At 33.0% G+C, this 12,060-nt stretch carries 13 protein-coding genes and 1 other annotated feature; all 13 genes read right to left on the bottom strand.

Annotated features, from left to right (window positions below; genetic code table 11):
* Positions 1-42: 42 nt before the first annotated feature.
* Positions 43-534, bottom strand: coding sequence for a rod shape-determining protein MreD (mreD, locus tag ACFHWD_RS10430; RefSeq protein WP_150358739.1), 492 nt, complete (start codon positions 532-534; stop codon positions 43-45).
* 11 nt (positions 535-545) lie between these two features.
* Positions 546-1,409 carry a rod shape-determining protein MreC gene (mreC, locus tag ACFHWD_RS10425; protein ID WP_150358738.1) on the bottom strand — a complete coding sequence of 288 codons (864 nt, stop codon included), beginning with the start codon at positions 1,407-1,409 and terminating at the stop codon, positions 546-548.
* Between the two features lie 9 nt (positions 1,410-1,418).
* Positions 1,419-2,429, bottom strand: coding sequence for a rod shape-determining protein (locus ACFHWD_RS10420; protein WP_150358737.1), 1,011 nt, complete (start codon positions 2,427-2,429; stop codon positions 1,419-1,421).
* 15 nt (positions 2,430-2,444) lie between these two features.
* On the bottom strand, positions 2,445-3,137 hold the full coding sequence (gene radC, locus ACFHWD_RS10415) for a DNA repair protein RadC (protein WP_150358736.1): 693 nt from the start codon (positions 3,135-3,137) through the stop codon (positions 2,445-2,447).
* 14 nt (positions 3,138-3,151) lie between these two features.
* The gene (locus ACFHWD_RS10410; RefSeq protein WP_150358735.1) at positions 3,152-3,730 is read right to left on the bottom strand and encodes a Maf-like protein; all 579 of its coding nucleotides are present in this window, start codon (positions 3,728-3,730) and stop codon (positions 3,152-3,154) included.
* A gap of 11 nt (positions 3,731-3,741) precedes the next feature.
* The gene (locus tag ACFHWD_RS10405; RefSeq protein WP_150358734.1) at positions 3,742-4,002 is read right to left on the bottom strand and encodes a DUF4321 domain-containing protein; all 261 of its coding nucleotides are present in this window, start codon (positions 4,000-4,002) and stop codon (positions 3,742-3,744) included.
* 180 nt (positions 4,003-4,182) lie between these two features.
* On the bottom strand, positions 4,183-4,893 hold the full coding sequence (locus tag ACFHWD_RS10400) for an SPOR domain-containing protein (protein ID WP_150358774.1): 711 nt from the start codon (positions 4,891-4,893) through the stop codon (positions 4,183-4,185).
* A 63-nt stretch (positions 4,894-4,956) separates the two neighbouring features.
* Positions 4,957-5,460, bottom strand: a complete 504-nt coding sequence (locus ACFHWD_RS10395; protein ID WP_378061759.1) for a GNAT family N-acetyltransferase — start codon at positions 5,458-5,460, stop codon at positions 4,957-4,959.
* 151 nt (positions 5,461-5,611) lie between these two features.
* Positions 5,612-6,511 carry a homoserine kinase gene (thrB, locus tag ACFHWD_RS10390; RefSeq protein WP_150358772.1) on the bottom strand — a complete coding sequence of 300 codons (900 nt, stop codon included), beginning with the start codon at positions 6,509-6,511 and terminating at the stop codon, positions 5,612-5,614.
* A gap of 53 nt (positions 6,512-6,564) precedes the next feature.
* Positions 6,565-7,809, bottom strand: coding sequence for a homoserine dehydrogenase (locus tag ACFHWD_RS10385; RefSeq protein WP_150358771.1), 1,245 nt, complete (start codon positions 7,807-7,809; stop codon positions 6,565-6,567).
* Between the two features lie 80 nt (positions 7,810-7,889).
* Positions 7,890-8,190, bottom strand: a binding site (T-box leader).
* Between the two features lie 45 nt (positions 8,191-8,235).
* Positions 8,236-8,673, bottom strand: coding sequence for an ACT domain-containing protein (locus ACFHWD_RS10380; RefSeq protein ID WP_150358770.1), 438 nt, complete (start codon positions 8,671-8,673; stop codon positions 8,236-8,238).
* 145 nt (positions 8,674-8,818) lie between these two features.
* Positions 8,819-10,663: an APC family permease gene (locus tag ACFHWD_RS10375; RefSeq protein WP_150358769.1), complete on the bottom strand. Its 1,845-nt coding sequence runs from the start codon at positions 10,661-10,663 to the stop codon at positions 8,819-8,821.
* A gap of 289 nt (positions 10,664-10,952) precedes the next feature.
* Positions 10,953-12,002 (bottom strand): PocR ligand-binding domain-containing protein, encoded by a 1,050-nt coding sequence (locus ACFHWD_RS10370; RefSeq protein WP_378061756.1) that lies wholly within the window; start codon positions 12,000-12,002, stop codon positions 10,953-10,955.
* Positions 12,003-12,060 lie beyond the last annotated feature (58 nt).

Below are 12,060 nucleotides of genomic sequence, written 5' to 3'. Positions count from 1 at the left end.
CACAAGGTACCACCTCCACTTTTATAAATTTTTCTCCTTATTTTAAAATTTCCATTTAACCTGCATATAATCTTTTCTACAAAAATTATAAACTGGTTTATATATAAAAACACACAGAATCATATCATAAATAGCAGAGAAAAATACATTTGACATATTTACATATACTTTACTTAAGTAGAGAATACTCCATATTAAAATTCCTTTAAAAAGGATTAGCGAAAAGCAAGAAATAATGGGGATGATTCTCTTTTCTTTAAATATACTATTTCCTATTGCTCCCGCCATAATACACACTATCATATTGGTAAAAGAATTTATTCCAATTCCCTGGGAAAAATATATATCCTGAAGGATTCCTGCAAATATTCCCAACCATAATCCTTCCCATTTTCCATTTACAATAGAATAGCAAATTATAAAAATCAACAATAAACTTGGATAAAATGTTTTTACAGCAAAAAAAGGCATCAATACATTGTCTAAAATAAATAATAAAATTGATAAGAGAACAAGAACTAATATTTTTTTCATTTTATCTCACCCTAGTATTTAATATCTATTTTATTCTTAGGAACCACTATTAACAGCTCCTGAATTTTATCAAAATTCACATAAGGTTTTATCACAGCATTTTTCATTACCTTTCCCTTATCATCTTCTACGCTTATTACGGATCCAATTCTTATTCCCTGAGGATATGAATTGTCAATTCCTGAAGTTAAAATTTCATCGCCTTTTTTAATAGTGGATTCCTGAGGTAAGTAGTAAAGCTTAGCTAAATATTTATCTTCACTGCCCTTATATCCCTTTACAATGCCGCTGTTTACTACTCCATTTGTATCCGCCGTTGCTCTTGCAATAGTACCCCCTACCGCCAAATTTTCGTTAGTCAAACATTGAACTATAGACCAACTCTTTTCTACATGAACAACCTGACCTACAAGACCTTCTGCGGTAACAGCCACCATTTGCTTTTCTATACCATCTGCACTTCCTCTATTTATTACAAGTTCGTCTAGAATTCCATCACTGCTCTTGCCTACTATGTCACAGCCTATATAGTCATATTCTGCCCTTTGTTTTTTGAAATTAAGTTCCTTTCTAAGCTGTGAATTCTCACTTTTCAAGGTATTATATTCTACCAGTTTATTTTTTAATGAGCTGTTTTCCTTACTTAATTCCTCATTTTCACTCTTTACTTCAGAAAAATTTATGAGAAAGCTTATGAAATTTTTCAGCCCACCATTAAACTTATACAAACCTCCCTGAACTGAACTAAAAGTAACACCTATTCCATTTCTTAAAACCGATCCACTGCCGCCCTTGATACTAAAAGGAATTAGAAATAAAAATACAATCGAAAGTATTATTATAGTTACTATCAACTTATTTTTTAAAAATCTCATAACCTATCACTATTTTCTACTGGCTACTATCTTATCAATAGTATCTAGAGCTTTCCCTGCACCAAGCGCAACACAGTCAAGAGGTGACTCAGCTATATGAACAGGCATATGGGTCTCCTGATTTATCAGTAAATCCAGTCCTCTCAGCATAGCTCCTCCTCCCGCCAGCATAATTCCTTTGTCCATTATATCCGATGCAAGTTCTGGAGGTGTCTTTTCAAGTGTAGTCTTTATAGCATCAATTATGGCTATTATAGGTTCTTTTAAGGCTTCCCTGACTTCAGTTTCAGTTATATTTATGACCTTAGGCAATCCTGAAATCAAATCTCTGCCCCTTATCTCCATGGATTTATTCTCATCCATATCAAAAGCCGAACCCAATTCAATTTTTACGTTTTCTGCCGTCCTCTCTCCTATCATCAGGTTATATTCCTTTTTTATATAGCTTATTATAGCTTGATCTAATTCATCTCCTGCAATCCTCAAAGACTTGCTCGTTACAATTCCTCCCAATGATATTATGGCAACTTCTGTAGTTCCTCCTCCTATATCCACAATCATGCTTCCCGTTGGTTCGTTTACAGGCAGGCCAGCTCCAATAGCAGCCGCCATAGGCTCTTCCATAAGGAGCACGTCTCTAGCACCTGCATGTTTTGTGGCTTCTTCTATAGCCCTTTTTTCCACTTCAGTAACTCCTGAGGGAAAACACACAAAAATTCTAGGACCTGCAAATGCAGATTTAGGGCTTACTTTTTCTATAAATTTTCTCAGCATAGCATGTGTAACATCAAAATCGGCAATAACTCCATCTTTAAGAGGTCTTATAGCCACTATATTTCCCGGCGTTCTTCCTATCATATCCTTGGCTTCATTGCCTATTGCCATGACCTTCTTAACGTCACTGTTTATAGCTACTACAGAAGGTTCCCTAAGTACTATTCCCTTTCCTTTAACATATATTAAAGTATTAGCTGTTCCAAGGTCAATTCCCATATCTCTTGACATTCCAAAAAATCCCATTTATATTTTCTCCTTTCAATCACTCAAAATTCCTTTTTCTTTTAAACTCACGTATATTCCCCCGCCTATTATCAAATGGTCAATTAACTTTATACCTAAAAGTTCACCACATTCTTTTAATCTATAAGTTACATTTATATCTTCACTGCTGGGTGATGGATCCCCAGAGGGATGATTATGACAAACTATTATAGAAGCAGCATTCTTTTTTATGGCATAAAAAAATACTTCTCTTGGATGGACTATGGAAGAATTTAAACTTCCAACAAATACATTCTTAATTCCCATAACTACATTCTTGGTGTTTAATATCATGACTTTGAGATATTCCTGCTTCAATTCTTTCATCTCTTCCATAACCAACATTGCTGCATCCTCAGGACTGCATATTTTATAATCACTGCCGCCCCTATAGGATCTAAATCTCTTTGACAGTTCCACCACCGCCATTATCTTAGCAGCTTTCGCTCTTCCAATACCACAAGTATCTGTGAGATCTTCCGTTGTAGAATTGAGAATCCCATTTAGTCCCCCGCTGTTTCTTATAATTCTATTACTCAAGGATATTATATTTTCTTTCTTGGATCCACATCCAAGTATTATAGCTAAAAGCTCTGCATTGGACAGCACTTCTGAGCCATATCTGAATAATCTTTCCCGTGGTCTTTCATTTTCTGGTAAATCCATAATTTTTAACATGTCTTTCATTTAAAAACTCCCTATTATAAATTTACCCCCATCCTACTTAACATATTATACAACTTATTTAAAGGTAATCCTACCACATTATAATAACATCCACAAATTTCCTCTACGAAAATTCCTCCATAACCCTGTATGCCATAGGATCCTGCCTTATCTATGTACTCTCCAGTTTTTAAATATTTTTCTATTTGCCTATCATCTATTTCAGAAAATTTTACAGTAGTACATACAAAATCGTTATAGATTTTATTTGAACTCTTGTCTATAACCGATATCCCTGAATATACTCTGTGTTCATTTCCACTTAAGGATTTTAACATATAAAAAGCCTCTTCGCCGCTGCTGGGTTTCCCCATTATCTTTCCATTAAAAAATACTACTGTATCACACCCTATTATAATTAAATCCCTATCTGTACATTTATCACATACATTTTTCGCCTTGCCCTCAGCTAATTTCATAACATATGAAGCACAGTCTTTATGAAATACAATAGAACTTTCATTAAAATCACTTACTATTACTTGAAAGCTCTTTACTAATCTTTTTAAAAGCTCTTTTCTCCTGCTAGAGGCTGAAGCCAATACAATTTTCAAGTTATCACTTCCTAATACCTTCTATATAATATTATAGCCATAATTATTCCTACTATAGTCATAATATTTATTTTAAAATCTACACCAAAAGTCACTGCCAAAACTTTAAGATTTAATACCAGTGGTTTAGGCATTCCAACCGAATAAGAGTCTTTAAGAAGGCTTAGAAAGTCCAAATTATTCCCAATTGCATCTCCAAGAACACTGCCCAATATAGCTCCCAGAAATATAAAAAGCCATAAAAGTCCTCTTTTTTTCCCTGCTTCTTTCACATAAAATCCCCTACCTTAATGATATATCTTATATAGTTTATCATTTAATAAATACATAAACAAGTAAATATATTATTGTTAAAAAAATTTTTTAAATTTAATATAAAAATGGCAGGTACTGGTATAAATATACCCTTACTAGCCATTGCCGATAATAACCATATTTAGAATATTTTAAACTTAATTAGAGCCTATTTTATTCAACTCATTAAATAAATAAACATAATTCTCATCATTATTATCCTTTGTTATTTCCTTAGGAAGTTTATTTATATATTCCTTCAATTCTTTTAAGATCGATTTATTCCTATAATTTCCTGCTTCTCCTTTTTCAATAGAAGAGCACCATCTTTTTAATTCTACAGTCTGTATTGATTTTACATCTTCTGAGGAAAGTTTATTCAGTATCTTCAAGTTTGCATCTATTATCTGAATTATCTCAGTATCACATATATCATCCTGTTTTATCGTAAACACCTTTGGGGAAGTTTCAATATTTTGTTCTCTAAGAGATTTCATAATTTTATCCGCATCATCTTCTGAAAAAATTCCTAAAAATACTCTTGTTTTACCCGATTCCGTGATACAAAATGGTATTCCATGTTTAGAAAGCACTTCTTTTTCTTTCTCCACATTATTTCTATCCTTGTAAATACCGCCCTGAACAGCTACAAATTTTACATCTTCATTTTTTAAAACTGAATTACTTTCATATTCACTTTCTGTCTTATTTTGGGATGTATTGGTATAACCCAGGTTAACCGGGTTCTTTACTATAATCTGGAATATAAAAGTTCCCAATATAAATGCTGACAAAAGTATTATAAATATAAAAATCACAAAAGTTTTAGTACTATTATCCTTTTTTAAATCGTATCGTGTGTACTTCATTTTTTTCACCCCTACTTTATGCTATTTATATATATTATTAGGGTGTAAAAAAAAATATTACCTTTAGCCATTAACTTTTCCCATAATTATCATATCCATATATCTATCATTTACATTGTAAAAATTTTTTACCATTCTAATTGTTTTAAATCCCATTTGCTTCCAAAAATTCAAATTTTCAATTTCGTTTTTAATTACTCTCGTAAAGAAAACAGTCGCATTATATTCTTTTGAAAAATAATTCATAAGTTCAATTATTATAAAGTCCCTCAAATCATCGTATATTTTATCCAGATAGAAAAACCATATCCAGAGTTCATTTTCAACTTTGAACTCAATCCTTCCCTTCAATATACCTGCTAATTTGTTATTTTTTTTTATCTTCAAAAAAAATTCACATTCACTTATATAGCTTTCCAAAAATCTTTCTGTAAGTTTATCTAGATCTGTCTCCTCTCTGGCAAAAGCATTTTTCATCTCCATCCATTTTTTTATCTCGATTAAATCCCGATGATGCACATTAGAAATTTCTATATCATCTCTAAGCATCATTTCAACATCAAGCATAGCTTCACCTCTTTTGTATATTAAATTATCAATTTTAGAATTCTATACAAGCAATCAAAACTCCTTTATTTCATATTCTTATCTTCTATAGCACTAATCAATAAGCAATATACAAAAATACAAATGTTCCATTTGATCCGCACGTTAACCATCAACTGGCAATCTTAGCTCCCTCTAAATCCGGTTCAAGTAGCATTATATTCCAATTATCTTCTAACTTATCTAAGAAATTCTTCATTGACTTCATAAATTCATCTACATTTTCATCCAGCACAGCCATAAGTGTAGATCCTGAACCACTTATAAATTCACCTATAGATCCCAGTTCTTTTGATCTTTTAAATATGGCCTCGGAATGTTTTATTAAATTTTTTCTATAAGGCTGATGCACCCTATCCCCAAAACATATCCTCAATTTATCAAATTCACTGTTATAAAGAGCACTTATAAGCATAGCAGATCTCGATATATTGAATATGCAATCTTCTTTTAAATAAGTAGCTGGCAGCACTTCTCTTGAGAGAGCTGTACTAACTTGAAAAGATGGTATCATAGCAACAAATTTCAATTTACTTGGAATGGTCACCTTAGAATACTTTATCTTCTCCCCTACCCTAAGAGATATAACCATTCCCCCCAGAGTAGCCGGCACTACATTATCCGGATGACCCTCTATTTCTGTGGCCAGATCAATTATATTCTCCAAACTCATCTTGTTTCCCATAATTGCATTAGCAGCCGATATTCCACCAACTATACAGGCAGAACTGCTTCCCAGGCCTCTACAAATAGGTATATCACATTTAATTACGTTTATTTTAAACCCCTCGTAGGGATATTTTTGTCTATTCATAGTTTCCGCTATACTTTTATATATGAGATTATCTTTAAAATCCTTCTCTAATTTCAAATCATTGTTGTATATTTCTGTGGGTCTGTCTATTTCCTCGACTTCAATTTCATTATATAACTTTAAAGCCATACCTAAAGTATCAAATCCAGGTCCCATGTTAGCAGTAGTTGCAGGTATTCTAACTCTTACCTTAGCCATTTCTTATATCACTCCTATCTATAAAAATTTATTATTTTGAGAAATACAATCTACTATTTATCTAGAACCAAAATTTTTTTTACTGATTTAACGCATTTTTTATCTCTTATTTTTTCAATATAATTATTCACAGCATTTTCATTATCTGAGATTACAAAAGCTACCACCTCATTTTTATTTCCTGAAAAATCATTAGATAAAATATAGCATTTTTTGAAATTTACAGGTAAGCTCTCTATAACATTCATCCTGTTATCTGTCTTTATTCGCATAAACCATTTACCCTTCAGCCCCCAGCTTCCATTTATCTTTGCTTTTTCTTTACCGAATACAATAGATTTTTCGTTCTTGTGTTCAATTATATCTGCTATGTCTCCAAAAACTGCACTGGCCGTTGGAAACATTCCAGCACCCTTTCCTGAAAACATCACATCTCCTACAGCATCACCTTCTACTAAAATTGCATTGTACTCATCCTCTATTTTTCCAAGTACCGAATCCTCTTTCACCATGACAGGCATAACAGATGCATATACATGATCATTGAAAACCTTACTGATACCCAGAAGCTTTATATTACATTTTTTTAACTTTGCATACCTAAAATCATCGCTGTCAATTTCTGTAATTCCTTCAATATTTATATCTTTCCAACTCACCCTTATATTATAGGCAATAGTGGACAAAATAGAGAGCTTTCTTGCAGCATCATAACCTTTTACATCTGATTCAGGATTTGCCTCTGCAAAGCCCAGTTTCTGTGCAAGTTCTAGTGCATTTTCATAGCTCATCCCATTATGGTTCATTTTGGATAGTATAAAATTCGTAGTACCATTTAATATGGATTTTATACTTTTTATTTGGTTTCCTACAAGACACTCATTTATCGACTTCAGTATGGGTATTCCCCCTCCTACACTTGCTTCAAAATGAATTGTAACTCCATTTTCCCTGGCCAGCCTCAGAAGTTCATATCCATATTCTGCAATTAAATCCTTGTTGGCTGTAACAACATGTTTTTTCATATTTAAGGCCCTTTTCACATATTCGTAGGATGGATCAAGTCCACCCATGGCTTCTACTACAATATCTACTTTTTCTTTAAAAATGTCATCTATATTTTCCGTTAAGAGTTCCCTGTTTTTATTATTTGCATGTCTTTCAAGATTTCTGACCAAAATTTTTGACAATACAAGTTCTTCGTTTAATTCAGTTTTAAATTTATCCTTATTTCTCAATATCAATTCAGCTACACCGCTGCCTACTACTCCATATCCCAGCATTGCTATATTTATCATTTAACAGCCTCCCTTTTATTTTAATAATCTAAATTGCTAAAGTATCAAATTATAGCTAAAAAAATAAAAACTCATTCCCTTCATGGGACGAGTTTTATCGTGTTTCCACCCAAATTAGCAGCAATGTCAAAAGAATGCAGAACATACATTCCCCTCTATATATGTTACATACATCAATAATAACTGTAAATACATGATACAATTAAATTACTGCCATCTCTAAAATCCTTAACGCAGACCTGCGGAAATATCTACTGTTTAAGCTTCAATATACAACTCAAAGGTGGTTTTCAACAACTCTCGCTTGAGGAATATTTCAGCCTATGAATTCCCCTCTCTAAAAACAGTTGATTGTTTACTCTTCCTTGTCATAGCTTTTTTATTTGAAATTAAATACTATATGTATAATTAAACACAATTATATTTCTATTCTACTGCGGCTAAATTAACTTTTATAACGTTCTTTAAATTCCTTATATCTTCCAACAATTCGTTGACCTCTACTTCTAATTTAGAAGCATCAAAAGTTATAGATACAGTAGCAGCATTATTGATAGGTATGTCCTGATTTATAGTGAGTATGTTACCTTTTTTTTGAGCTATTATATCAAGTATCTTAGACAAAGTACCTGCTTTATGGGCTAAAATCAATCCAATAGTTATCTTGTGACCAATTATGCCTTCAGATAATGTAAAAACTGCATCCTTATATTTATAATAAGTGCTCCTGCTTATACCAACTTTCTTTACTCCTTCTGATATATCTTTTACCTCTTTAGTTCTCAAGAGTTCCTTCACTTTTACCACCTTAGTAAATACATCAGGAAGTATTCTAGTATCAATTATGAGAAACTTAGCATTCATAAAATCCCGTCCTTGTTCGCAAATAAAATACACATGTACTTCACTTGAATATGTAAATTATAATATCACAATTTACATAAATAATCAACAATTTTCATAAAAAAATTTTGTAAAATATAAAAATGGCATTTTGCCATTTTTATATTTAATCCTCAAATATTATATACGGAACTGTAACTACAGCTATATTTCTTCTTCTAAGAAGCATGGTTCTGATAAACAATGCAGTTTGATTGTGAAGTATATTCCCCCACCATTTTGTAACCACAAGCTGGGCCAGAACCACTGTCACAGTATCTTTAGGTCCCGCTGCATATTCTTCCGACTCTATAAATTTGACCAAAGGCCCCAATATACTTCTATAAGGGGATCTTTTCACCACTATGGGTATATCTACATTATACTCGTGCCATTTTTTTAAAAGCTTTTTTGTAGCCTCATCATCTACTGACACGTGAAAAATTATTATATTGTCTGATATTGTTCTGGCGTAATTTAAGGCTTTTAAAAAAGACTTATTCAAAGTATCTATAGGTACTATTACATATCGCTTTTGTTTAGATATATCCACTTTTTCCTTAGGTCTCTCATTTAACGTAAGTTTCAACTGTCTGGCCACTTCAGAATAATGCCTCCTAACAGCTATCATAAGATAAACCAATGCAGGTATAAGTATGAATACAATCCATGCTCCATTTAAAAATCTAGTTATCCCCAGTATAACAGCTGTGGCAAAGGTAACAAGCGTACCTATACCATTTATGGCAGCCCTGCGGATCCAGCCTTTACTTTTGAGCCTTATCCATCTTTTAAACATTCCCGCCTGGGACAATGTAAAGGATATAAAAACTCCCACTGCATACAGTGGCATCAAATAGTGAGTATCTCCTTGAAACATAACAACCAGCATGGCTGAAACCAATCCAAGGGTTATGATTCCATTTGAATATCCAAGTCTTTTTCCCCTCTTGGCAAACTGCCTTGGAGCAAATCCATCCTTAGCTATAAAAGCCAGCAAAAGCGGAAGTCCTGCAAAGGCAGTATTGCTGGCCATTATGAGTATAATGGCAGTAGTCACTTGGACCAAATAAAACATAATATTGCCGCCAAATACCTGATGGGCGATTTGGGCAACTACAGTTACATCTGAATTAGGTACTGCATGGTAGAGAGTGGCAAGATAAGACACTCCTCCAAATATTACAAGCACCACCAATGCCAAAAGTTCTAAAACTCTCTTGGCATTTTTCTGTGAAGGTTCCTTAAAGCTGGGAATACCATTGCTCACTGCTTCTATTCCAGTAAGTGCCGTGCATCCTGAAGAAAAAGCCCTTAAAAACAAAAACACAGTTATATTAGAAACTGCTGTCGGTATTTTATACATGGGCTCAGGTACGTATCCCAACACCTTCACTTTAAATATTCCAAAAAATATCATAGACAATATCACAATCATAAATAAATAAGTGGGGGTACCGAATGCCTTTGCAGATTCCCTTATCCCCCTTAAATTACCTATGGTTATAATAAATATAAATAATAGGGTTATAGTAACCCTATAAGGTAATAGTACAGGCACTGCAGAGATTATAGCTGCTGTACCTGCAGATGTACTTACTGCTACGGTCAAAACATAGCCAATAGTTAAAGATGCTCCTGCTACAAGTCCAGGGATTGTTCCAAGATTGTCTTTTGCAACAATATAAGACCCCCCTCCTTGAGGATAAGCATCTATAGTTTGTCTATATGAAAGTGTGACCAAAATCATTAAAAACACAATGCAAAGTGCTGAATAAAACATGTATTTATATGACATTATACCTAAAACAGGTATTAGTACCCAGAGTATCTCTTCACCTGCATATGCGACTGAGGATATCGCATCGCTGGACAGTACTGGTAGTCCCCAAAATACATTGAATTTCTCGGATTTCAATTCATTGGTTTTTAAGCTTTTACCAATTAATAATCTTCCCAATTTAGATACCATTTTTTGCACCTCTAAAAGTAAATTTTACTTTAACTTTAGTATGGAATGATTATATATTATTATTCACTTTTATGACAGCTTTCTTTTTAAGATTTTAAGACTATTTTAAATAGAATTGGACAATCTACCTGTAAATATTTTATATTCTATATATTTTTTTAATTTATACTTCATCTTATTTAAATATTCATATATTTAAACAATTTAAAATACTTCGTGGACAATTAGAGTAAAAAATTGCAGGTATATAATATAAAATTTTCTGTACTAATATTCGAAAAATTTAATATTATTTAAAGCTCTGTGCCAGTTCATTCATATTGGAAACCAGTGACAGTACCTCCTGCAAACTTGCGCTGATCTGCTCAGCAGCTGATGCCTGATTTTCGTTTGCCTTTAGAGTATGATCTGAAACTTTAACTGTTTTTGAAACTGAATCCTGAATACTGGAATTAAGTTTTACAATATTCAAGGCTGTCTCTTTGGAACTATCTGAAAGCTTTCTTATTTCATCTGCTACTACACCAAAGCCCTTTCCATATTCCCCCGCTCTAGCAGCTTCAATAGCTGCATTAAGTCCAAGCATATTTGTCTGATCTGCAATGCTCTTTATATAGTTTATAATTTTGTGTATCTCTTCCGAAAGTTCCTTTATATTTTGTACTTCTCTATTTAAAGATTGCTGATCCTCTGACACACTTGAAGCAGATGAGGAAAGTTCCTCCACAGCTGCAGCTATCTGTTCTAGATTTTCATTTATATTTTGACTTAGGTTCTTTAACTGATATTGATTATATCCAAGTTTTGAAAGGATGTTTGAAATCATATAGAGTACATTTGCCGCAGCTTCTACTTTATCTCTTTCTACAATTTTAACTTTTCTAAGGGCTTTTATATATTCTTCCGGATCAACGCCTATCTCCTCCGCCATTTTTTTAAATTTATTTTCATCAGGTTTTTCAGTCAGGACCTGTCCTCCCAGCATGTTTCCAATAACCCTTCCCTTCAAAAGTATGGGGGCAGCAAAATCTACAAGACCAGCATGGCACTGATAAACAACAGGTCTTCCTTTTCTGTAGGATTCCATGCCGCCATTCTTGTCACATTCCTGGCATCTTTCATTTCCAATTCTACATCCCCTTGTCAACTTCATACAAAAATCTGTGAATTCACTTTCTTTTACTACGGGTTTACCTGTATCATCTGAAGCTATAGCAGCTACTCCTACACTTTTAGCAAAATTATCCTGAATCTTCTGTAAAAAATCAAGATCTATTATATCTCCTATCTCGACATCGTTTACATCTTCAAATAACTCTTCTTTACTATTCATACTCATATAAATATCCCCCTTTTTGTCCATTAATATTAACCCTAAAAATCAAGTGATTCTTAGA

The sequence above is a fragment of the Clostridium sp. MT-14 genome (assembly GCF_042436595.1).
In the GTDB taxonomy this organism is placed as follows: domain Bacteria; phylum Bacillota; class Clostridia; order Clostridiales; family Clostridiaceae; genus Clostridium_B; species Clostridium_B aromativorans.
The sequence above is the reverse complement of the archived record's forward strand: the minus strand, read 5'-3'. Positions and strand labels throughout refer to the sequence as shown.